This window comes from Streptomyces sp. NPDC001787 (assembly GCF_040297465.1).
Classification (GTDB): Bacteria; Actinomycetota; Actinomycetes; order Streptomycetales; family Streptomycetaceae; genus Streptomyces.
The window spans coordinates 169,251-194,401 of the sequence record NZ_JBEOZE010000012.1 but is presented as its reverse complement, the minus strand read 5'-3'; the positions used below and the strand labels follow the sequence as shown (position 1 = coordinate 194,401).

The 25,151-nt window shown below is 72.1% G+C and carries 4 protein-coding genes; all 4 read right to left on the bottom strand.

All coding sequences use genetic code 11. The features are described from left to right. Nucleotides 1–14: 14 nt before the first annotated feature. Entirely contained in the window at nucleotides 15–1,754 is a 1,740-nt protein-coding gene (locus ABT170_RS18965; protein WP_351868708.1) for a condensation domain-containing protein, read from the bottom strand. 53 nt (nucleotides 1,755–1,807) lie between these two features. Continuing rightward, nucleotides 1,808–2,737: a LysR family transcriptional regulator gene (locus ABT170_RS18960; RefSeq protein WP_351868706.1), complete on the bottom strand. Its 930-nt coding sequence runs from the start codon at nucleotides 2,735–2,737 to the stop codon at nucleotides 1,808–1,810. Nucleotides 2,738–2,861: 124 nt separating this feature from the next. Next, nucleotides 2,862–23,075 carry an SDR family NAD(P)-dependent oxidoreductase gene (locus tag ABT170_RS18955; protein ID WP_351868703.1) on the bottom strand — a complete coding sequence of 6,738 codons (20,214 nt, stop codon included), beginning with the start codon at nucleotides 23,073–23,075 and terminating at the stop codon, nucleotides 2,862–2,864. Beyond that, a complete protein-coding gene (gene asnB, locus ABT170_RS18950) occupies nucleotides 23,072–25,144 on the bottom strand; it encodes an asparagine synthase (glutamine-hydrolyzing) (RefSeq protein WP_351868701.1) in 2,073 nt (690 codons plus the stop codon). Before asnB ends, ABT170_RS18955 begins: the two co-directional genes overlap by 4 nt. Nucleotides 25,145–25,151: the final 7 nt, after the last annotated feature.

Genomic DNA, 25,151 nt, shown 5'->3' with positions numbered 1-25,151 from the left:
TCACGGGCCGCGGGCTACGGGGGCCCCTGTTCCATGCCCGCTTCCTCCTGCATGACCGAATACCATTCGTCCCTCATACGCCGCACCGTGGATTCGTCAAATACCTGTGCGTCGTACTTGAGGAACACTTTGTACCCGTCGCCCTCCCGGTAGAACTCCACCGAGAGAACGAACTCTCCGGCGTACGGCAGGTCGCCGAACCGGCGCAGGTCCAATTCTCCATGACCGGCCGAAGAGTCATTGGTCAGCAGGTCGGCGCCGTCGAAATTCTGGAAAAGGAAATTCGTCAGTACCAGCGGCTTTCCCCCCGCTCCCAGCGCGCGGGCGATCTCCGGCAGGGGGAGGGCTCCGTGGTCGATACCGGCGATCACCTTGCGCTGCATGGCTTTGAGCAGCTCGGGAAAGCCGCCGGCAACGGTGGAGCGGATGGGCAGGCAGTTCACGAACTGGCCGACCACGTCCTGGAACCGCTCCTCGTAGCGGGCGACCGCGGTCAGGCCCGTGACCAGGTCGGCCTGTCCGGTCAGCCGGTGCAGAAACCGCACATACGTCGAGAACAGCACGATGGCGACGCTGACCCGGTGCTCCCGGGCCCGGTCGGCCAGCGCGGTCACCAGCGCGGGCGGCAGCCTCATCGTCACCACCTCCACCCGGGGCATCCGTTCCGGGTCGTAGGGACGGTCGTAGGGCAGCGCGAGCGCCTTGCGCGTCCCCGCCAGCTCACGGACCCAGTGGTCCCGGTGGCGATCCGCCCCCGGGCCGGCGAGCATCGCCTCCTCCCATGCGACGAAGTCGCCGTACGTGGCCCGGCCCGCGCTCTCCCGGCCCCGGTAGGCCTCCTTGAGGGTGCGGATCAGGAGCGCCGTGGACGTGCCGTCCAGCAGGATGTGGTGCACGGTGATCAGCAGCAGCCGTCGCCCACCGGCGAGGGAGACCAGATGGGCCCTGACCAGGGGGCCCGTCGCCAGGTCGAAGGGAACGTCGGCCAGTGCCCGCAGTTCGGCCAGCTGTCCGGCGCGCGAGGTGGACCCGAGGCCGACCCGGTCGAACGACGGGACCCTGTCCGGGTCGATGTCCATGTACGGCACACCGTCCCGCTCCCCGAAGACCGCGCTCAGCACCGGGTGGATCCTCGTCTGCGCCCGGACCGCCCGTTCCAGGGCCGCGGTGTCCAGGTCCCCGTGGATCTCGAAGAGGAGCGGGAGATTATAGGTGATCGGCTCCGGCCAGCGCCGGTGGTCCCGGTACATCGTCAGCTGACCGCTCGACAGGTTCCAGCGTTCGCCCGCCGTGCCCGGGGTGCCGGAGAGCACCGAGTCCAGATCCGGCACCCGGCGCGGTGCCTCCCGGTGCAGGACCGCCCAGTCCACCTCGATGCCCGACACCCACAGCGCCGCCAGCCGGGACAGCTCTCCGGTGGCGGCCCAGCGCCGTATCAGCAGGTCCCGCAGATCGCTGTCGTCGCGGATCTCCGCGGCCAGCCCCCGGGCGGCCCCGACGGTGGCCGGGTGTCCCCGGCCGGCCCGCAGGGCGGCCCTCAGCTCCTCGGTCGAGGACACCACGACCGCGTACCGCTCGCCCATCGCCTCCTGTCCCGCCTGGAGCGTGAACGCCAGATCGGCGAGACCGGTGTCCGGGTTGCGGTCGAGGAACCCGGACAGCCTGCCGACGGACGCGGCCAGCTGCCCGGGAGTCCGCGCCGAGAGGACGACGACCTGGTCGGCGGTGGCGGACATACCGTCAGTGGGACGCACGGCACACTCCTCGGTCGTACGGGATCACGCCCACCGGCCGGTGGAACTCCGGTTCACACATGGGAGTTCGCCTCGCTGCTGATCGAAACCGCCGATCTCAGCACATCCAGGAAGGCTCCGCCCCGGCTGCTCATGGTCAGATCCGGCATCACGGCCACCCCCAGCGACACGGAGGGGAGATCCCCGAGGAGCTCGACCTCCCGGACCCTCCCTCCGTCCAGGGTCGTCGTGTTCGGCACACGCTGGCACATCAGCGTGAACCCGGCGCCGGCCGCCACCAGCCCGCGCACGGTCTCCACGCTCGTCGCCGTCATCACCCGGGGCATGCGGACACTGGCGTCGGCGAACAGCGCCTCGGTGTGGCGGAGGACGGCCGGATCGTTCACGGTGACCAGGGGCCGGACGGCCAGCTCGTCCAGGCCGAGGGGGCCGGACAGACCCCTCGGGTCGTCATCGGCCACCAGCGCGTGGACGGGCAGATCGGCCAGGGGGTGAAACCGGGACTCGCCCGACAGGAAGCCGTACGTCACCGCCATCTCGCACCGGCCGTCCTGAAGGGCTTTCAGGACCCCGTCGGCGGATTCCTCGTGGACGTTCAGCCGCAGCGCCCCGTACCGCTCCCCGGCCACCCGGTGGGCCATGGGCAGCAGGAACGGGGAGAGGGCGAGCAGGAATCCGACATCGAGCTGGCCCGCGGTGCCGCCCGCCAGGGCATCGCCCTGGGCCTTGAGGTTCCTGGCCTGGCCCAGCAGCGCGCGCGCCTCCCGCAGGAGATGGCGCCCGCTCGGGGTGAGACTCACCCCACGGGCGTGATGGCGAAGAAGCAGCTGCACACCGAGCTGACGTTCCAGCCGCATCACGGCCGACGACACCGTCGACTGCGAGGCGCACAGCTTCTCGGCCGCCTCCGAGATATTGCCGAGCTCGGCGGACACGACGAAGTACCGCAGTTGCGTCAGGCTGAAGCCCAGGCGGTCGTTCATCGCGCACATCCGGAGCGGTTCTCCCGGGGCCCGGCCGGCCGGCGTCGCTGTCGGGCGGGCGCGGGGCGGAGCACCGGCCGGCGGCCGGGCTCCGTCCGCGCCGTGCCGGTGGCACACGGCTCCATCAGAACCTCTCCCGGACGTCGCTGTGTTCGGACAGCCACTGATGCACCGCGAGGGCGGTCGCGTCGGCGTGTTCCTCCAGCATGGAGAAGTGGTCCCCCGCGACCTCGGTCCGCAGGTGTTCCAGCGGCCAGCCGACACGGGTGTCGTCGCCGAGCAGTTCGGGCAGGGCCTTGTCCTCCGCGGCCCGCACCAGCAGGGTCGGGGTGGTCACCGGCAGCGGGCGCCAGCCGTCGAGCAACTGCGCGTACCACGCCATCGCCGTGAGCTGTTCGTCGACGACCGGAAGCCGCGGGAAGCGGTCCAGCAGCCGCCGCGTGATCACCGTCATGCCCCGGGCCATGGCCTCCCCGGCCGACCGGGGCGTATCGAGCAGCACCAGGGCGGCGGGCGGAGCGCCGGCCGACTCCAGCCGTCGTACGAGCTCGTGAGCCAGCCACCCTCCGGAGGAATAGGCCCCGATCGCGAACGGCCGGCCCTCGAACCGCCTCAGCAGCTTGTCCGCGAGCCGGTCCGCGGCGGCGTCCAGGTTGACGGGCAGCGGCTCCCCGGCCTCGTATCCGGGGACCGCGGCCGTCCATACCTGACGGCGGTCGCGGAGCGCGGCTGCGAACTTCACGTACTGGAACGGCCCGGTGGGGGCGATGAGGGAGGGCAGGCAGACCAGCGCCGGTCCCTGCTCGCCCTCCGAGAGCCGCAGCGTCTCCGGCTCGGGTCCCGCCCCGGCCGCGAAGGTCGGCCGGAGCCGGGCGGCGATCGACAGCAGGTCGGCGGCCTGTTGCGGGGTGCCGGTCTCCAGCGCGGTGCGGAAGAGCGCGGCGATGGGGTGCGACGTGGACGGGGCGGGGGACGCCGTCCGGTCCCGGGGCTCCGGCGACGGCGGGGAGGCGTCACCGGGGACGGCACCGGAGGCGGGTGTCTCCGCCGCGGGGTCCAGCCGTGCGAGGAGGGCTTCCACCTCGCCGCCGCCGGCCGTCAGGAAGTGATCGGCGAGTTCCTCGATGGATTCGGCTTCGAAGAGCAGGGTGGACGACACCTCGCCGAGGTCCTCGCGCAGCGCGTTCGTGAGCTGGAGGACCAGGATGGAATCCATCCCGTAGTCGCTCAGCGGCGCCGAGAGCTCGATCTTCTCCGCCGGAACGCCCAGGGTCCGTGCCGCCTGTTCGCGGAGGTATCCGGCCATGATGCCGGGCCGTCCGCGCGTACCGGTGCCGGGGACGGTGAGCGTCGCGGCCTCGGCCTCGGCCACCGGCTGCGCCGGGATCCGTACCGGAGCCGCCGGGAGTACCGGGGCGACCGGGGTCTCCGGCGCTGCCGGGGTTCGGGGTGCCGGCGGGGCCGCCCGGACGGGCGCGGGCTCCGGCGGTGCGGTGATCTCGGGCGTGGTCCTCGCCGGTGTGCGGGGCGTGGGTTTCCGCTGTGCCGTCGGGGCCACGGACCGGCGCGCGATCCCGTCGCTCTCGGCGGCGATGATCTGCTGCCCGAGCTCAAGTGCCTGGGGCAGCACGGAGACGACCGAGGGGAATCCCTCGCCCGCCAGCACCTCCCGCCAGTTCGCGGGTGACAGCGCGGGCGAACCCGGCACGCGCAGCGAGTGGTCCTCGAAGAGCCACCAGCCCTCCAGCAGCCCGAATGTGAGGTGGCTGGAGAGATCGAACGTCGCGAGTTCGTTCATCAGGAGCCACCCGCCGTCGCGCATGGTCGCCTTGGCGTTGCGGATGGTGTTCCGGGTGTCGCGCGTCGCGTGCAGCACGTTGGCGGCGATGACCAGGTCGTAGCTGCCGACGTCCATGCCCTGGCCCGTCGGCGGCTTCTCGGCGTCGAAGCGGGCGTAGGTGAGGTAGGGGACCTCCGGTCCGTACTCGGTCCGGGCGTGGTTCAGGAACGCCTTGGAGAGATCGGTGTACGTGTAGGTCTCGATGTGGTCCTGGAACGGGCGCAGGGCCGCGAACATCCCCACGCTGGTGCCGCCCGTGCCGGCGCCGATCTCCAGGATGCGAAGACGTGCGGTCGGGTCCAGGCGCAGCCGTTCGGCGACGATGGCGGCCGCCGCGTCCGACATGGCGCGGTTGTACATGTCGGCCACGCGGTTGTTGCGGTACGTGCCTTCGACGAGCGCGACGGAGCCGCGCGGGAACATGATGTCCGTCGGCCTGGTCCGGCCGGTGAGGATGTCGGGCAGGGCCCGCAGGGTGGCGTCGAGCAGGGCGAGTTCGGCGCTCTTGTCGGGGTCCGCGGACCACTGCGCGCGGCACCGGTCCCACTCCTCGTCGAGGATGCCGAGCGGCGGGGCGGACTCCGGTACGGCGCGGAGGGCGTGGTCGAGCCACGGGCCGTACCGCTCCAGGATTCCGGCACGCCGGCGGAGCCCGGCGATGTCGGCGGCGGACGAGGGTGTGCCCGATCCGCCGAGGCCGCCGAGCGCTTCGAGGTGGCCGCGGATCATACGGGCGAGAAGCGGATCGCGCTCGGTCCTGCGCCAGGTGGCGATCGCGCGCATGGCCTCCCACGCGGAGGGCTCGGTGGTGCCCGCCACGACGGCGGCGGGGGCGACATGGGACCGTGCCCGCGCGTGGACGGTGAGCCGCGTCGCCGGGTCGATCCCCCCGATGGCGTCGGGATTCCTCAGTTTGATGAAGCTCAGCTGGCGCTGCGGGCCGCCGAGCAGCGTGTCGAGCGCCGCCATCGCCTCCGGCGGTTCGATCGAGACGAGGCCCCAGCGCGCCATGCTCGCCCGGTGGAGTTCGGACGAGGCGCTGCCGATGCTCCCCCACCAGCCCCAGTTCATCACCTTCACCGGGCATGTCCAGTGCTGGTGGAGGAAGTGGGCGTAGGCGTCGCTGAAGGTGCATCCGGCCGCGTAGTTGGCCTGGCCCGCGGCCGTCGTGAACGACTGCACGGACGAGAAGAAGAGGACGAAGTCCAGTGTCTCCTCCGCGAACACCTCGGCCATCGCCACGCTGACGTCGGCCTTCGCGCCGAGGCTCGCGCGCAGTGTCGCTTCGTCCATCCTCGCCAGGCTCTGGTCCCGCAGGACGAGCGCCGCCTGGACGACACCGTCGATCCGGGGGTGATGCCTCCTGATCTCCTCGTGGGCGGCGCGCAGCGCGACGGGGTCCGCGGCGTCGGCGCAGATGTAGCGCACACTGCCGCGGCCGGTGGTCAGTTTCGCCTCGATCGAGGCGTCCAGCGGGCGGCGGCCGATCCAGATCACATGAGCGCCGTAGCGCTGGACGACATGCTCGGTCCATACGGTGCCCAGTCCGCCCGCGCCTCCGATCACGACATAGACGCCGCCTTCCCGGTACGCGGCCCGCTCCGTCCTCCCGGGGTCGTTCGGCGCCCAGCGGCGTACCAGCCACTGGCCCGCGCGGCGCACCAGGACGTCGGTGCCGACGTGGCCGGGGAGTGCCGGAAGGTCCTCGGGCAGGTCCGTGGTGTCGAGGTCGATCCGGCGGACCGACCAGTTCGCGTACTCCTGCCCGAGCGACCCGAACAGCCCGTGCAGTCCGGCGTGGGCGGGTGCGGCCTGCTCGCTGTCGTACGTGGCCATGGCGCGTCGCGTGATCAGGGTCACGGTCAGCGGGCGGGCGTCGTGTCCCGTGCGGACGAGGGCCTTGATCATGCGGAAGGCGGCGATGACACCGTCCTCCTGGGCGGCGGTGAAGCCGGCCGTGTCGGTCGGCAGGAGGGCCGTCCCGCTCTCCCGGCCCGCGTCGGGCGCGATCCAGACGAGATGGCCGATGGCCGCCGATGCCCGGAGCCGGGAGGCGATCTCGTCGGTCGACGCGCCCGGTGCGAGGTCCCACACCGTGGCCCGGGGGTACTGACGGGCGAGCGCGGAGCGCTGTCCGGTGCTTCCTCCCACGACGAGTACCCGGTCCGTCGACGGGGCCGCGGCTTCGTGCGGGGTGTCGTCCGGCAGGGGTTCCCAGACCGGTGCGAACAGCGAGGGTGCCGGTTCCTTCACCCGGCGCGAGGTGTATCCGCTCATCCGGACACGGATCTCGCCGTCGTCGTCGACGAGGTCCACGTCGAGGCGGCTCAGTGCGGTCGGCGTCCGCGTGGCGTCCGCGACACGGACGACCGCCCACACCCGGGCCGGGCACGGGGCGAGGAGTTCGAACCGGTCGAGCGCGAACGGCACCACGGTCTCCGGCGAGTCCGCGCCCTCGGTGAGGTGCAGGGCGGTCGAGGCCTGGATGGCGGAGTCCAGCAGGGCCGGGGGCAGGACGTACGCGGCGTCGGCCGGGGCGGCCCCGCCGGGCAGGCCGAGCCGGGCCAGGACGGTGCCGTCACCCACATGTGCCTCGCGGACGGCGCGCAGCGAGGCACCGTGGACGATGCCCATCGCGGCGAGCGCCTCATGGATGCGCTCCGCCGACACGGTCCTCGCGCAGGCCGCGCGGAGCGAGGTGAGGTCGACGCGGTCGGGGCGCACCGTGCCGGAGGGTGAGAGGCGCCCGGTGGAGACCACGACGGCTTCGCCGGCCGGGTCGCTCTTCGCGGCGATCTCGAAGGCGAGTTCGCCGCCCTTCGCCGGTTTCACCAGGACCTCGACGCTCAGGAGCTCACCGTCGAGCGCGGCCGGCCGCACCCAGGTGATGTCGCGCATCAGCAGGGGCTCCGTCCCGTCGGCGCCCCAGGCCCGGACCGCGGTCTCCCGTGCCATTTCGAGTTGGGCGACGCCGGGCAGGACGTGCTGCCCGCGCACCGTGTGGTCGCGGAGGACGGGCTCGTCGCCCCGGAACACCGTCGAGGCCCGCAGTGCGCCGGGGGTGCCGGGCACGGCCTCGGACCGGTGGATCAGGGGGTGTTCCGTCACCGGCACGCGCACCGCCGCGGGGCGGGCCGGCGGTGCGGGGGACGCGGGCGGAGGCCCGGCCCAGTGGCTCTCCCGGGCGAAGGGGTACGTCGGCAGGGGGACCCGCAGATGGGCTCCCGCCGCGAACACCGTACCGAGGTCGAGGTCGGCTCCCCGGGTGAGGTGCCGGGCGAGGGCGGTGAGGTCGGCGCGGTGGGCGTCGCTGTCCCCTCCGGTGTCCGCCGGGTCCGCGCAGCGTCGCAGCACGGCCGCGCCCTCGTCCTTCGCCGCGCCCGCTCCTGCCCCGCGCGCCGGCGGCGCGTGGCCGGTGAACGCCCGTGTTCCGTCGAGCCCTTCGTCGAGGATCCGCAGCAGCTCGGCGCGGTCCGCGACCACGCAGGCGAACCGGTGGGCGAACCGGTCCCTTCCCACGGCGAGTGTGTAGGCGAGGTCGCCCAGGTCCGGGGCGTCGGGCCGCCGGCAGTGTGCCGCCAGGGCGGTCAGCCGGCGGGCCAGCTGCTCACGCGAGTGCGCCGAGAGAACGACGAGGTACGCGGAACGGTGCGCACGGGCCCCTGCCCGGGAGGCGGGCGGTGCCTCCTCGATGACGAGATGCGCGTTGGTGCCGCTCGCGCCGAAGGAGCTGACGGCTCCCCGGCGGGGTGCGCCGCCGGGCGGGGCCTCCCAGCGGTGGTTGCGTGTGCTGGGGTAGAAGGGGCTGTCCTCGATGCTGATGGCGGCGTTCGGCTTCTCGAAGTGGAGCGAGGCGGGGATCTGTTCGTGCCGCATCGCGAGGAGGATCTTGAACACCCCCGCGACCCCGGCGGCGAACTGGGTGTGCCCCAGGTTCGTCTTGACCGATCCCAGCGCGCAGTATCCGCTCCTCCCGGTGCCTGCCCGGAACGCACGGGTGAGCGCCGAGAATTCGATGGGGTCGCCGAGCGGGGTCCCGGTGCCGTGCGCCTCCAGGAGCTGGATGGATTCGACGTCGATGCCGAAGGTCTCGTAGGTGTCGCGGAGCAGGTGCTCCTGCGAGACGGAGCTGGGCGCCGTGATGCCGTTGGTGGCACCGTCGTGGTTGCTGCCCACGGCGCGGATCACGCCGTGGACGTGGTCGCCGTCGGCGAGGGCCTCGTCCAGCCGCTTGAGGACGAGCACCCCGACGCCCTCGCCCGGCACGAAGCCGTCGGCACGGTGGTCGAAGGTGTGGCAGCGTCCCGTGGCCGAGAGCATTCCGGCGCGTCCGGCCCGCTCGTAGAGGCGTGGCGTCGACTGGACGAAGACACCGCCCGCCAGCGCCATTTCCGTCTCGCCGGACCAGAGCCCCCGGCACGCGAGGTCGATCGCGACGAGCGAGCTGGAGCACGAGGTGTCGACCGCCAGTGCGGGACCCTTCAGGTTCAGGAAGTAGGAGACACGGGCCGGGATGAGGGAGGCCATGTTCCCCCAGAACGCCTGGGCCGGCGCGTCCTGTCCGACGAGGTCCTGGTAGTCGCCGTTGGAGCAGCCCACGTACACACCGCAGCGGGTCTCGCTCAGCTGCCGGCCGGCGTATCCGGCGTCCTCCAGCGCCTTGTACGACTCTTCGAGGAGCAGGCGCTGCTGGGGGTCCATCACTGCGGCCTCGACGCCCGAGATGCCGAAGAACAGCGGGTCGAACCGGTCGATCCCGTCGAGGAATCCGCCGCGTGTGCAGCGCGCCGATCCATCGGCCCCGCTGTCGGCGAGATTCCAGCGGGTGGCTTCGGTGACCAGATCGTCACCGTTCACGAGGTGGGTCCAGAGGTCGTCGAGGGTGTCGGAACCGGCGTACCGTCCGCTCATCCCGACGATGGCGATCGGCGTCCGGCCGGTGGAGCGGCCGGCGGGCCGGTCCGCGGGAGCGGCGGCGGTGGCGGTGGCGGTGGCGGGAGTGATCCGTGGATGGTCGTCGGCGGCCTCGGCCCGTGCCGGGGCGGGGGCGTCGATGTCGCCGTACTCGGCGAGCAGATGCGCGACCAGACGGTCGGCGGAGCTGTGGTCGAAGACGACGCCGGTCGAGAGGTCGATGTCGAGCGTCTCGTTGAGCAGATGGACGAGTCGGACGGCGAGAATGGAGTCGAGTCCGTAGTCGGCGAACGCGAGCCCGCCGTCGAGTTCGTCCGGGGACATGACCAGGACTTCCGCGATCTTCTCCGCCACGACGCGCGCCACCCGTTCGTCCCGGGTGAGGCCGGAGTCCACCTCGTCCATGGGGCCGGGTGCGACGGGCGCGGTGGGCTCGGGCGCGATGGGCCGGGTGGTCCCGGGCGTGGCCGGCGCCGGTGCCGCTGAGGCGGGGGCGTCGCCGCCCTCGGTCACCCGGCGGACGGGCTCCAGGTCCCCGATCCAGAAGCGGTCCCCGGCGAACGGGTACGTCGGCAGGGAGATCCGGCGGGGCGCGGCCGTCGCGTGCAGCGTCCGCCAGTCCAGCTCCACGCCGCCGGCCCAGAGCGCGGCCAGCTTGTCGTGCTTGCCCGCCCGTGCCCACCGTTCGATCAGCAGTTCCCGCAGGTCGTCGTCGGCGGAGATCTCGGCGACGGCTCCCGGCAGCTGTCCGGCGCTGCCCCGGTGGACTCCCGGCGTGCCCGCTCCGTCCCCGTTCTCCGTGTATCCGCGCAGTACGCGCCGGAGTTCGGGCAGGGAGGCCACGGTCACCGCCAGGCGCTCCCGCATCGCCTCACGTCCGGTCTGGAGCGTGAAGGCGAGGTCCGCCAGGGCGACCGCGCCGCCCTCCGTGTCCTCCCGTTCGAGGAACGCCAGCAGCCGTGCGGCGGAGTGCCGCAGCCGCTCCGGTGTCCGCGCGGAGAGGACGACGATGTGCTCGCCCCCGTCGGGGGCCGCCCGGTCGCCGTCGTCGGCCGCCACGTACTCCTCAAGGATCACGTGTGCGTTCGACCCGCCGGCTCCGAAGGAGGAGACCGCGGCGATCCTCGGCCGTTCGGACTCCCACGGTGTGAGGGCCCGCTGGACGAAGAACGGTGTCCCGTCGAACCCGATTCCGGGGTTCAGCTCCTCGGCGTGCAGGCTCGGCACGAGCGTGCGGTGCCGGAGCTGGAGCACGGCCTTGGTGACACCCGCGATGCCCGCGGCGGCCTCCAGATGGCCGATCCCCGACTTCACGGAGCCGAGCGCGCAGAACTGCCGCTCGTCCGTGGACTCCTCGAAGGCGAGCGAAAGGCCCTTCACCTCGATCGGATCGCCCAGCTCCGTACCCGTGCCGTGCGCCTCGACACAGCCCACCTCGCGCGCCGGAATCCCGGCCCGGGTCAGCACCTCACCGATCAGTTCCGCCTGGGCGGTCGGGCTCGGCACCGTGTATCCGTGCGACCGCCCGCCGTGGTTGATACCGGTCCCGCGGACCACCGCGAGCACCCGGTCGCCGTCCGCCAGAGCGCGCCCGAGCGGCTTCAGCAGCACGGCGCCCACGCCCTCGCCGGGCACGAACCCGTCACCGCCGCTGCCGAAGCTCCGTACCCGGGCCTGCGAGGACAGCATGGTGGAGCGGCACAGCTCGACGTAGTCGGAGGGGTGCAGATACAGGTTCACCCCACCGGCGATGGCCATCTCGCAGGAGCCCCGTCGAAGGTGCTCGCAGGCCTCGTGGATCGCGGTGAGCGAGGACGAGCACATCGTGTCGATCGTCAGGCTGGGCCCATGGAGGTCCAGGACGTAGGAGGTCCGTGCGCTGAGCGAGGCGAAGGACAGCGCGGGCACGACCGTCTCGCCCGAGGGCAGCCGGGCCTCGCCGTGCCGTGCGTGACCGGACTTGGTCACCCCGGCGAAGACCCCGACCCGGCTCCGGTGGCGGCGCGCCAGCTCCTCGCGGGTGTAGCCCGCGTCCTCGATCACCTCCCAGGCGGCCTGGAGGAAGAGGCGCTCCTGCGGATCCATGGTGTAGGCGTCGCGCGGCGCGATCCGGAAGAAGTGCGGATCGAACGCGTCGAAGTCGTCCAGGAATCCGCCCCATTTGCTGTAACTGCGCCCCGTGGCGATGGCTGTGGCGCGGTCCGGTTCGTAGAAGCCGTCCAGCGGCCAGCGGCCGGGCGGGATCTCCGTGATGGCGTCCCGTCCCGCCTTGAGGTTCTCCCAGAACTCGTCGGTGTTCGCGGCCTGCGGGTAGCGCCCGCTCATTCCGATGATCGCGATGGCTTCGTCGGGGCCGGGCGTGCCGGGGGCGCCGGATGCCGCGGAGCCGGGCCGTGCCGCCGTCGTCCCCGCGGTGCCCGACGCCGCGCCGGACGGTGCGGCGGAGGGTGCGCCGGTCGGTGCGCCGGGAGCCGAGGGGGCATGCCTCCCGGCGAAGTGCCCGGCGACGGCGCGCAGGGTGGGGGATTCGTAGAAGAGCGTCGTCGGAACCTCTCCGTACACGGTGGACAGCTCCCTGTTCAGCTGGACGATCATGACCGAGTCGAGGGCCATGTCGTCGAGCGGCCGGTCGGCGTCGATGTCGGGGAGCGGAAGCTTCGTGACGCGGGCGAAGAGTTCCACGACCGAGCGGAGCGTCTCCCGGTCGGGCTGCCCGCCGGCCGTCCCCGGCACGGACACGGGAGCGGGGACGGAGGCGACGGGGGCGGGGACCGGGACGGAGGCAGCGGGAGCGGAGGCGGGGGTGAGCGCCCGTCCGGGGACGGCCTTCGCCGCGTCGCCGTGGTGCACCCAGATCTGGTCCTCGCCCGACCCGCCGAGCCGCCAGGCGCCCAGAAGGGCGTCGATGCCCTCGTCCGACTCCATGGGCACGAGGCCGCGGTGGCGCCGGAGGTAGGCGCGGGTCGCGTCGTCGACCGCCATTCCCCCGTCCTTCCAGAGCGGCCACGCGATCGAGAGCGTACGGCCCGGCCGCTCGCCAGCCGCGACGCGCTCGTTGCGGCGGGCGGCGAACGCGCCGAGATAGGCGTTGGCCGTCGCGTAGTCGCACTGGCCGGGATTTCCGGTGATGGCGGCGCCCGACGAGAAGAGCAGGAAGGCTTCGAGCGGCAGATGCGCCGTGGCCCGGTCCAGGTGCACAAGGCCGTCGGTCTTCGGCGCGAGGACGCTCTCCCACTCCTCCGCGGACTTGTCCGTCAGATATGCGTCGTGGATCACGCCCGCCGCGTGGATGACTCCGTGGATCGCGCCGCTCTCCTCACCCACGCGCGAGACGAGATGACGCACCTCCTCCCAGCGCGAGACATCCGCGACGGCGTACCGGGCGACCGCCCCGGCCTCCCGCAGCTCGTCGAGCAGCCGGCCGGTCCGGGTGTCCGGTGCCGACCGTCCGACGAGGACGAGCGTGGGGCGGGCGCAGTCCCGTGCGATGCGGCGGGCGACGACGGCGCCGATGCCTCCGGCCCCTCCTGTGATCAGGTACACGCCCTCCGAGCGCCACGGTGTGCCCGTACCGCCGGCCTCCTTCGGCGCCCAGGTCCGCACCCGTCGTCCGGCTTCCCGGTGAAGGACGAGTCCGTCGTCCGCGTGCCGCGCGTTCTCCACGACGAGGGCCGCGATGCCGTCCGCGTCGCTCTCTTCTTCGAGACCGACAACCTGCCCGGTGATGTGCGGGTGTTCGAGCGTCGTCGTGCGCAGAAGGCCCGCCAGCGCCAGTGCGACCGCCTCGTCGCCGTCCGCCGGTGTCACCACCTGCACGAGCGTGGTACCGCCCGCCTGTCCGGCGAGCGTGCGGACGATCTCGAAGACCTGCCGGGAGAGGTCGGTGAAGCGGCTCTCGGGACGCCGCTTGGTGGTCGTCACGGTGTGGCAGCGCGCACCCGGCAGCCGTTGTTCGACGGCGTCCCGCGCTGCCGCCGCCGCTCCGCAGAGGACCACGGCATGACGCGTGTACGTCATCTCGCCGGCGCCGCCCGATGTCACGGGCTTCGGGGTCCAGCGGGGTACGAGCAGGGTGGTCGTGGCAGCGCCTGCGGGTACGGCGGCACGGCCGCTCACCGGGCTGCTTCCGGTCCCGGCCGTGCTCGCGGCCACCGCGGCGCTCGCGGTCGCCTCGGCGCCGTCCGGGAGCCAGTACCTGTCGCGTGCGAACGGGTACGTGGGCAGATGCGCGCGGCGCGGCGCGGCGGATCCGGTGGCTTCGTGCAGCCGGCGCCAGTCCACTTCGGCGCCTTCGCTCCAGCGTGCGATCACGTCGTCGAGGCCGTCCGCAACGGGCTCGGTGCCCTGCCGCGCGTCAGTGCCGCGCCGCTGATCCGGCGCAGTCGTCCCGTTGATGAACTCCCGCAGTTTTTCCGCGAGTTCACGACGGGACGCGACGACCCAGCCGACCCGCACGGCCATGGCCTCGCGCCCGGTCTGGAGCGTCCACGCGATCGAGGCGAGCGGGGCGGGCCGGGGAGCGTTGTCCTCGATGTGGGCGAGCAGGTCCCGCGCCCGCTCGCGCAGCTGCTGTTGCGTACGGGCCGACAGGGGTACGGCCACGCGGTCGCCGGGGCCGTCCGCCGCCCGCCCCGCAGACGCGTCCGCGCCCGGTCCGGCGTAGTCCTCGACCACGACATGGCAGTTCGCGCCGCCGAAGCCGAAGCTGCTGACTCCCGCCCGGCGCGGCACGGGGACGCCGTCACGGTCGCGGGAGCGTTCCCAGGGCTGACCGGCGCGCACGAGGCGGAACGGGCTGCCGTCGAGCTGGATGTAGGGATTGATCTCGTCGCAGTTCCGGGTCGGCGGCAGCGTGCCGTGTTCCATCGCGAGAAGCACCTTGAGCAGCCCGGCGATCCCGGCGGCGGCTTCCAGATGCCCGATGTTGGTCTTCACCGAACCGAGTCCGCAGGTCGCGGTGCCGTCGGCGCCCAGCTGACGGAAGGCGCTCTGGAGCGCGCGCACCTCGACGGGATCGCCCAGGGCCGTACCGGTGCCGTGGGCCTCCACATAGCCGATCGTGCGGGGGTCGATGCCGCCCAGCGCGCGGACCACGAGGTCGGTCTGCGCGGTGCCGTTGGGCGCGGTGAGGGAGTTCGCCCGCCCGCCGTGGTTCTCGGCGTTCCCGACGATCACGCCGAGGATGGCGTCCCCGTCCCGCTCGGCGTCCGCGAGGGGCTTCAGCACGACGGCGCCGACGCCCTCGCCCCGGACGTACCCGTTCGCGTCGCTCGCGAAGGTCTTGCACCGTCCGTCCGGGCTCAGCATGCCGGCCCGCGCCGCGCTGACGAAGGTGTCGACGCTGAGGAGCAGGTTCACCCCGCCCGCGATCGCGGCGTCGCACGCCCCGGAGCGGATGGCCTCGACGGCCCGGTGGACGGCGACGAGCGAGCTGGAGCAGGCCGTGTCGACCGGCTGGCTGGGACCGTGGATGTCGAGTACGTACGAGATGCGGTTGGCGAGCATGGAGTGGGCGTTGCCCGTGGAGGTGAAGGCGTCCGGCGGGGTGCCGTGGGCCGCGAGCAGGGTCGCGTAGTCGGTCCCCGAGACACCGAAGAACAGCCCGGTGCTGTCCGGCAGACCGGAGGGCGTGTAGCCGCTGTGCTCCAGCGCGTTCCAGACCGTCTGGAGCGCCAGGCGGTGCTGCGGGTCCATCAGCTCGGCCTCGCGCGGCAGGATGCGGAAGAAGGCGGCGTCGAAGGCGTCCACATCGTCCAGGACGCCCGCGTGGCGCGGGAACTCGGACGCCTCCACGATCCGCCGGTAGGCCTCGTCGTACCGGTCGAGGGGGAACGCCGTGACGTTGTCCGCCCCCGCGGCCAGGTTCTCCCAGTACGCCTCCAGGCCGGGTGCGCCGGGGAAGCGGCCCGCGGCTCCGATGACGGCGACCGGCATGCGCGGGTCCGCGGGCGCCGGGCGGTGCGGGACGGTCTCCCGCACCGCACCGGTGGTCTCGGCCGTCCCGTCGTGGACCGGGTCCGAGTGACCGGGGGCGGCGCGGTGCCCGGCGGGGGCCTGTGGGAGCGACCGTTCGTACGCCACGCGCAGCGGGCCCTCGTATTCCGCGGCGAGGTGCCTGCCCAGTGAGTCGAACGTGTTCCGGTCGAAGAAGACCGCGGGGGTCAGATCGATGCCGAGCCGCTCGCGCACCCGCTTGGAGAGGGAGACGAGCGAGATCGAGTCGAAGCCGAACGCGTCGAAGCCCGTAAGGGGGTCGAGTTCGGCGAGTTCGAACTTGAGAATGCCGCTCGCCATGTCACGCAGCTCGTCCACCGCGAAGGAGATGATGCCGTCGCTGTCCTGGTGGGGCGTGCGGCTGTCCGTCGCCTCGGTCGCGTCCACAGCGCCTGAGCCCACTGCCTCTTCCTTTCGGGGTCCTTCGTCATCGCCGCACCACATGTCGCGGAGAACCGCGGTCACTTCGCCGTGCCGGTCCAGCAGGCTGACGGAACCGCCCAGGCCCTCGCCGTCCGCGGTCACGTCGAGGACGACATGGGCCACCGGTTCACCGGCGGCGCTCCCCTCGGCGAGGAGCCGGATCTCGTCGATCCGGTGCGGTGCGGTCCGCGCCCAGTGCGGCAGGCCCGCCCGCTTCGCCTCGTACTGGATGCCCTGCGCGACAGCGGCGAGGACATGCGGCGCGAGGGTGACGTTCGGTTTCACATGGTCGCGCTGGAGCTCGGGGGTGGTGACCCCGAGCACCAGTCGTCCGTCCGGCAGCCGGTGTGCGCTCTCGGTGCCGTTGAGCTCCGGTGTGTATCCGAGTCCGCCTTCGGCGAGTTCCGCGAGGAATTCGGCGCGGGTGCGCGGTTCCAACGGGCCGGCCGTGAGATCCGCCGGCGCAATCCCCGTGAAGGCTTTCGCGCGGAACCTGCCGGACGGCGGTGTGCGGTCCTCATCACCCGCGGTGACGTCGAACGCCGCGACGGGCACCCGTGCCCCCGACGCGTCCTCCGCGAACACGAGGGCGGAGGCCGACTTCCCGTCGGTGGCGGGGTCGAAGGACGTCGTCAGCCGGGCCGCGGTCGTCCAGGGCACCGGCCCCGGCAGGCGCAGCCCGCGCACGACGGATCCGTCGGAGAATCCGGAGACCCTCGTGGCGGCGATCGCCAGATCGACGGCGTACGTGGGAACCACGGTCCGCCGGCTGTCGTGGCGCTCCCCCGATGTGCAGCCGTAGTCCAGGAGATCGTCCAGGTGGACGTCCAGCACGTACCGCAGCCCGCTCACGTCGGACTCGTTCCGGCCGAGGAAGGGGTGGAGCTTCTCGCGGAGTGCGAGCGGTGCGGTCACGGACGGCGCGCCGTCCTCCTGGGCGACCCAGCAGCGCACGCGCTCGAAGGGGTACGCGGGCAGGGAGACCCGCCGGGGTGCGCGCGCCCCCCGTACGGCCCCGCTCCAGTCGACGCTCCTGCCGCCCGTCCAGGTGGTCGCCAGCGTCCGCAGGTCCTCGCTTCGCCCGTCACCGCTCGCGAGAGCGGCTGCCGGGTCCCGGTCCCCCGCCAGATAGCGGTCGACGGCGGCGATGGCCTCGCCGGTGGTCCTGGCGAGGAATGCCCAGCGGTGCGGGAGTTCGTTCTTGCCGACGCGGAGGGTGAAGGCGATCGACGCGGTGTCGGTCTCCGTCCCGGCGGCGAGGAACGCGCGGAAGCGGCCGAGGTACGCGGCGAGCGCGGACTCGTTCATCGCGGAGAAGACGAAGAGTTCCTCGGGCCCGTCCCCCGTACCGCGCGGGACGCTGTCGGTGCGCGGGTATTCCTCCAGGATGATGTGCGAGTTCATCCCGCCCGCGCCGATCGAGGTGATGCCCGCCCGCCGGGGGTGGGTGATCCGGCGTCCGTCGACGGTCGTCACCGCCGGCTCCCAGGCGGCCAGTCGCTGCTGCACCCGGAACGGGGTGCGGGAGAAGTCGATGTCCGGGTTCGTCACCGAGCTGTGCAGCGAGGGGGCCAGTTTCCCCTTCTGGAACTGCAGGACCACCTTCGCGATGCCGATCATTCCGGCGGCGTGCAGCAGGTGTCCCATGTTGGACTTGACCGAGCCGATCGCGCAGAACTGGCTGTCCCGGGTGTACTTCTGGTAGGCGGTGGTCAGCGCCTTGACCTCGATCGGGTCGCCCAGTGAGGTCCCGGATCCATGGGCCTCCACATAGCTGATGGTCCGGGGGTCGACCCCCGCGTCGTCGATCGCCTTCTCGATCGCACGGGCCTGCATCCGCGGGCTGGGGACCGTGAACCCGTTGCGCACACCCGCGTTGGCCAGTGCCGTTCCCTTGATGACCGCGTACACGTGGTCGCCGTCGCGCTCGGCCTCGACGAGCGGCTTGAGGACGACGGCGCCGACGCCCTCACCGAGGATGGTCCCGTCCGCGCCGACGCCGAAGCTCCGGATCACGTCCGAGGTCGCCGTCGTGAAGTGCTCCTGCGAGGAGCTGATGAGGTTGTACGGGTGCAGAAGCAGGTTCACCCCGCCCGCGACGGCCATCCTGCACTCGCGCGCCCGGAGCATCTGCACGGCCTGGTGCACACAGGTCGAGGATCCCGAGCACATCGTGTCCACGAAGATCGAGGGCCCGGTGAGTCCGTAGAAGTAGGAGAGCATGTTGGGCAGCGTCCCCGTGTAGCTGCCGCTGGCCTGCGACCCGCGCGTCAGGCTGTTCTGGAATCCGTACAGGCCGTAGTGGTTGCTCATGGACCCGACGAGTACGCCGACGTCACCCTCGTACATCCGGTGGATCGTCTCGCGCGAATAGCCCGCGTCCTCCAGCGCCTCGACGCCGGTCCGGAGGAACATCCGCACCTCGGGCGACATGCTCTCGGCGTCGCGCTTGGAGATACGGAAGTAGCGGGGGTCGAAGGTGTCGATGTCCTGGAGGAAGGTGCCGGTGCGGATGGAGCTCTTGCCCAGGACGCTGCGGTCGCGGCTGTAGACCGCGTCGTGGTCCCAGCGCTCGCGCGGCACTTCCCTGAACTCGTGGCGGCCCTCTTCGAGCACCGACCACAGCTCGTCGAGCGTGTCCGCTCCCGGGTACGTCCCCGAGATGCCGATGATCGCGATGTCGTGGTAGTCGTCGCGGTCCGGTGCGGGGGCGGTGTCGTACCGCTCGTCGGCCGTGGGCGTGGCGGTGACCGGTGCGAGGTGTGCGGGCGCGGCGGGAGCCGGCGCGCCGGCCGCCTCGGCGGAGGCCGGCGGCGGGTCTCCGGCGCCGAGGACCGCGCGCAGCGTTTCGCCGTGCTCCGCGATGAAGTGGCCTGCGACGCCCTCGATACTGGTGTGCTCGAAGAAGATCGTCTTGGACAGCGGGCCGAAGAGCTCTTCGAGCGACGAGGTCGTCTCCAGGATGGCCAGCGAGTCGATGCCGTACTCGACGAGGTTGGCCCTCTCGTCGATCGTCCCGGGGTCGCGGTGCAGCACGTCGCCCACGACGCGCCGCAGGAGTGCGGTCGTCCGTTCCGTCAGATCTTCCCCGGCGACGGCGGGGACCGTGTCCACGGGCACGGAAGCGGGCGCCCGCGGGGGCGGGGCGGAGGCCGTGAGCGTCGCCGCCGCGCCGTACGCCACCACGACCTGTTCGGGCCCGTCGCGCAGCACGCGGCCCAGTACCCGAAGGCCGTCCTCCGTCGGGAGGGGCTCCCAGCCGCGGTCCCGGCGCATCGCCTCCCGCGTCACGGAGTCCATGGTCATCCCGCCGTCGGCCCAGAGCGGCCAGCCGACCGCGCAGGTCCGCCCGGTGCGCTCGCCGAGGCCGACGAGGGCCCGGCGATGGTGGGCGAAGGCGTCCAGGAAGGTGTTGGCCGCCGCGTAGTCCGACTGCCCCGGGTTACCGAACACCCCCGCCACCGAGGAGAAGGCGACGAAGAAGTCCAGCGCGAGGCCGCGGGAGGCGGCGTCGAGGTTGAGAACGCCGTCGATCTTCGGCTCCAGCACCGCCCGGAGGTCGGAGAGGTCCTTGGTGAAGAGGTACGAGTCACGCAGGACGCCGGCCGCGTGGACGATGCCGTCGACCCTTCCGTGGTCCCGGACGAGGGCGCCGACCGCCCCGTCCACCTCCGCCCTCGACCCCACGTCGACGGGGAGGTAGTGGGCGTCGACCCCTTCCTCGCGCAGCGTTCGCAGGGCCGCCTCGCTCGCGGGTCCGGGCGCCGACCGCCCGCTCAGCACGACGGTGACCCCGGCGCGGCGGCCGAAGTACCGTGCGACATGCAGCCCCAGGCCGCCGAGGCCGCCCGTGATCCAGTAGACCCCGCCCTCCTTCAGCGGCGGGACCTCGGGCCCCTCGCCCAGGCCGAGTTCCACGGTCCGGGACGCCTCGCGCGTACCGTCCGCGCCGTAGCGGATCTCGCAGTCGGGCCCCCGGTCCGCCGCCTCCGCCCGCAGGATCTCCGCGATCCGCTCCGGCGGCGCGGTGTCGAGCCCGGCGACGCGTACGAGACGGCCCGAGATGCGCGGGTTCTCCAGCACGAGGGTCCGGAACAGGCCGGTGAGCGGCGCGTGGTGGTGGCGCGGTGTCCGGTCGTCCACCAGGGCGACGAACCGGTGCGCTCCCCCGGGCTTCGACCTCACCAGTTCCGTGACGTGTCCGAAGAGCAGATCCAGCACGGCCCCGGCGCCATCGGCGACATGGGCGGGCGCGACCTCGGGGAGGCCGGTGACGGGGAAGCCGGTGGTCTTCCCCACGGCGGCGCTGTGTCCGGCCGCGCCTCCGCCGAGGTATCCGCGCACGGACGGGAGGGGCGCCCCCTCCGCGTGTACGTCCAGGGGCGCACGCACCCAGTCGACGGCGGCGGTCACGACGCCGGTGCCGTGCGCGGGCCGCGCCGGGTCCGTGCGCTGGACCAGCCCGCGCAGCGCGACGCTCACGACGCCCTGCGCGTCGCAGAGGTCGATGTCGAACATGTCCAGGGTGCTGTGTCCCGCACGGCGCCGCACCCACGCCCAGGTCTCGGCCCCGCAGGGGCCGTACACCGCGAGTTCCTCGAAGGCGAACGGCAGTGCCGGAGTGTCGGCCTGCTGGTCCGATGTCTGTGCCATGAGCACGAGCGAGGCCTGGAGGGCGGCGTCGAGCACGCTCGGGGGCAGTACGCACCCGGTGTCCCCGGCCCGGCCGGCGGCGGGCTTCCCGATGCGCGCGACCAGTTCCCGTGTGCCCAGCCGGATCCGCTCCAGGCCGCGCATGGCGGGCCCGTACTCCAGCCCCCGGGCGTGGAAGGCCGCGTACGCCTCCGCCGGTGCGCACTCCCCGGGGCAGGCGGCCAGCAGCCGGTCGAGATCGAGCCGTTCCGGCCGCTCGGGCCCGCCGATCACGACGATGCCCGAGCTGTGGGCCACGGGCTCGCCGGTGCCGGTGGAGATCTCGAAGGCCGTCGCGCCGCCGGCCTGCGGGGTGAGCGCCACGTGCGCGTCGACCGGTGCGTCCCCCACGACGAGCGGGCGCGTCCACGCGACGTTACGGAGTGCGAGTACGGCGGGCGCCGCGGCGTCGCGCCCCACCGCGCGCTCCACCGCGGCGCGCGCCATCTCCACCTGGGCCGCGGCCGGCAGTACCCGCCGTCCGCCCACGATGTGCGAGGCGAGGAACGGCTCCTCCCCGGTGAAGAGGGAGCTGTAGCGCTTCCCGGTGGGGCCGGAGGTGTCGGTGTGAACGAGCGGGTGTGACACGGCGCTTCCACTCGTCGGGGGCGTCGCGCCCGTCGTGGTTTCCTTCGGCGGTGTGCTGAACCAGTGGCGCTCACGGGCGAAGGGGTATCCGGGCAGGCGCACGCGGCGCGGACGCGCCCGGAGGCCGTCCCGGCCGTGCTGTTCCGCCCATTCCACCGCCTCGCCGTTGACCCAGCGTGCTCCTGTCGTCCTCAGGACGTCGGCTCCGCCATCGGCGCCCGCGGCCCCGTCGCCCAGGTGGACCTGGCCCTCGGCGCGGGTGCCGTCGGCGAACTCCTGGAGGAGCAGAGCGAGTTCGTCCCGGTCGGCAACGACGAACACCACCCGTGCGGGCATCGGATCACGGCCGGTCCGCAGGGTGTACGCGATGTCGGCGAGCGCCTGCGAGGGCTGCTCGCGCAGATGGGCGAGCAGATTGCCGGCGACCGCGCGAAGCCGTTCCGGTGTCTTCGCCGAGAGAGGTACGAGCTGAGCCTCCCGGCGGGCCGCGTCGTCAGCGCCTTCGCGGCCCCTGTCCGCCTCCCCGGCCCCGTCCCCGGCGAGGTGTTCCTCCAGCACGACATGCGCGTTCGTGCCACCGAAACCGAACGAGCTCACCCCGGCCCGGCGCGGCGGGGTCCTTCCGTCCGTCCCCGCGGGCGGCGCGTCCCAGGGCCGGGTGTCGCGGACCACGTGGAAGGGGCTGTCCTCGAACTTGATGAGCCTGTTCTGATTCCGGAAGTTGACGGTCGCGGGCAGCGTCCGGTGGGCCAGGGAGCCGATCACCTTGGCGATTCCGGCTACCCCCGCGGCCCCTTCCAGATGGCCGATATTGGTCTTCACCGAGCCGATCCAGCAGCTCGACGGCTCGGCGACGGTGCCCTGGGCCGTGTGCAGATTGCGGAAGGCCCGCTTCAGGGCCATGATCTCGATGGGATCGCCGACCGGTGTTCCCGGGCCGTGCGCCTCGATGTAGGAAACGGTCTCCGGGCGGATTCCGGCGCGGGTGTAGAGCCTCTCGATCAGATTCGCCTGGGCCGCCGGGTTGGTGACGGTGAGGGAATTCGTGCGGCCACCGTGGTTCGTGGCGACTCCCTTGATGACCGCGTGGACGAGGTCACCGTCCGCGACCGCCTGGGCCAGGGGTTTCAGCACAAGGACGGCTCCGCCCTCACCGCGCACATAGCCGTCGGCGCTCTCGTCGAAGGCGCTCGCACGGCCGGTGCGGGAGAGCATGCTCGCCTGGCTGAAGGCGACGAAGTGCTTCGGCGACCAGATCAGGTTGACGCCGCCCGCGAGGGCGAGGCCGCACTCGCCGTTGCGCAGTGCGCGGACCGCTTCGTACACGGAGACGAGCGAGCTGGAGCACGCCGTGTCATTGGTGATGCTCGGACCCTGGAAGTCGAAGTGGTACGAGACACGGTTCGCGATGATCGAGTAGGCGGTGCCGGTGGGGAAGTAGACGTCCGTCCTGGCCCCTTCGCGCTCCATCATCTCCGCGTAGTCCGCATGGCATACGCCCATGAAGACGCCCGTTTCCGTACCGGCGAGCCCGCTCGCCGCGTAACCGGCGTCCTCCAGGGCCCGCCAGGCGAGTTCGAGTGCCATGCGCTGCTGCGGGTCCATGCTCTCGGCCTCGCGCGGCGAGATGGCGAAGAAGTCGGCGTCGAAGCAGTCCGCGTGCTCGATGAAGCCTCCCCAGATGCTGTTCGTCCTCTGGGCCCCGCGCTTCGGATCGCCGAAGTACCTCTCCTTGGACCAGCGCTCGGAGGGGACCTCCGAGATGAGCGAGCGGCCCGCGATGAGATGCCGGCTGAGTTCTTCCAGTGTGTCGGCACCGGGGAATCGCAGGGCGAGCCCGATGATCGCGACATCGTCCGGCGCGGGCGCCGGTCCGGCCGTACTCATCGGAGTCCTCCTGTCCGGGGCATGGCTTCGGTGAGTGCCTGTCCGGCCGGCTCGGGCCGCCGGGACGAGCGGTGATCCACGATCGTCCGCACGGTGAATCCGGGCGGCGGGGCGGTGTACCGGTGCGTTCCCCGGCCGAGGACGTACTGCTGGTTGAGGACCGCGGTCGAGAGGAGATAGACGAAGGCCTGGTCCTCCTTCGTGCTGATCTCCGCCTCGGGCGTGGCCATGATCTTGGTGACGAGTTTCCGCGCGAACACCGGGTCGATGCCGTCGATCTTCCGCAGCTCGGTGTCCGAGAGCAGCAGGTCCAGATAGTCGGGCCGCTGCTCCTTGAAGACGGTCGCGCCGGGCGCGCGGTAGGGCTGCTTCCGCCGGGTGAGACTAGATTCCGGCAGCTCGCCCCAGAACGCCTTCTTCAGGATCGCCTTCTCCTCGAAACCGTCGTCGAATCGCAGGTTGACCGACGCCGCCGCGCGGACGACCGCGGGGTCGAGAAATGGACAGCGGTTCTCGACGCCGTGAGCGAGGCTCATGCGCTCGCCCTGCGTCGAGAGGAGGTAGCCGGGAAGGAGCGTCTTGTATTCGAGCCACTGCGCCTTGCGGACCGGGCTCAGCGCGGCGTAGCCGGTGGTCGCGTCCGTGAGTGCCAGCAGGTCCGCGAACGGTTCGTCACGCCGCTCGACCAGCCGTGCGGCGAACCGGCCGTTCTGGTAGCGGAGTTCGTGCGAGAAGAGTCCGGGCAGCCGCTCGACGGCGAACTGCTCGAAGAGGCCCTTGAGCCGGGCCCGGTTCGCGGGACCGAAGTGGCTCAGCTCCGGGTGGAGACTGCCGAGCCTGGCCATCCGCTCGTCGTCCGACAGCTCGTTCCAGGAAGCGCGCAGCAGTGTCTCGCGGAAGAGCGAGTAACCGAGGAAGGCCTCATCGGCGCCTTCGCCGCTGAGGATCACTTTGATTCCGGCGTCCCGCGCGTGGCGGGAGAGAAGATACATGGGCACGAACGCGGCGCGGAATGCGGGCACTTCGGCGTGATACACCGCTGAGGGGAAGTTCGCCGCGATATCGGCGTGCGAGACGGCGATGGACGAGTGCAGCGTCCCGAGATGCGAGGCGACGACCTGCTGGCTGCTCGACTCGTCGAAGGCCGCGTCCTCGAACTCCACCGAAAAGGTGCGGACGTCGTGCGAGGAGAGGTCCGTGGTCAGCTTGGTCACAATGGAGGAGTCGAGGCCGCCGCTCAGGTAGACGCCGACCTCGACATCGCTCCGCAGCCGCAACTCGACACTCTCCCGGAGTGCTTCACGGACAAATGCGGCCGCTTCGCGTTCGGAACCGGTGAACGGGGGCACATCGAGTTCCAGCGCGGCGTAGTCGCCGGGCGTCGCCCGTCCGCCGCGAACGGTCAGGTATCCGCCCATGGGGACTTGACGGATGCGCTTGAAGGGAGTCCGGTCCGGCAGCGGCGTCCATACGGCGAAGGTCGAGGCGAGTTCATGGGGATCGAGTTCGAAACGGAACCCCGGGAACGCCTGGAACGCTTTCATCTCGGAGGCGAAGAGGAATTCCCCGCCCCGGCCGTCCGGCGCGCCGCCGCCGAGGCCGTCGCCCGGGGCGGGCTCGACGTAGAAGAGCGGGCGTTTGCCGAACCTGTCGCGTGCCAGGAACAGATCGCCCGTCAGCACGTCCCGGATCGCGACCGCGAACGCCCCGTTGAGACGCGGCAGACAGCCCGGCCCCCACTGGGCCCACGCCTGCACGAAGACCTCGGTGTCCGAACGCGTACGGAACCGGCGGCCGAGCCCGCGCAGCTCTTCGCGCAGTTCGACATGGTTGTACAGCTCGCCGTTGAAGCAGATCCAGTAGCGTTCCGCCGGGTCCGCCATCGGCTGTGCGCCCATGGGGAGGTCGACGATCGACAGCCGGGTGGTGCCCATGGCGATGCCGTCATCCAGGTAGTAGCCCGCGTCGTCCGGTCCGCGGTGGTGGATGAGCGACAGCATCGAGGCCATGACCTCGGGCATGGCTCCGGCGTCGAGCGTGGGCGAGACGAAGCCTGCGATTCCGCACATGCGGGGT

Excerpts from the sequence above, each read along its gene's own strand:
- asnB (WP_351868701.1), bottom strand. The coding sequence starts at position 25,144 with ATGTGCGGAATCGCAGGCTTCGTCTCGCCCACGCTCGACGCCGGAGCC.
- ABT170_RS18960 (WP_351868706.1), bottom strand. The coding sequence starts at position 2,737 with ATGAACGACCGCCTGGGCTTCAGCCTGACGCAACTGCGGTACTTCGTC.
- ABT170_RS18955 (WP_351868703.1), bottom strand. The coding sequence starts at position 23,075 with ATGAGTACGGCCGGACCGGCGCCCGCGCCGGACGATGTCGCGATCATC.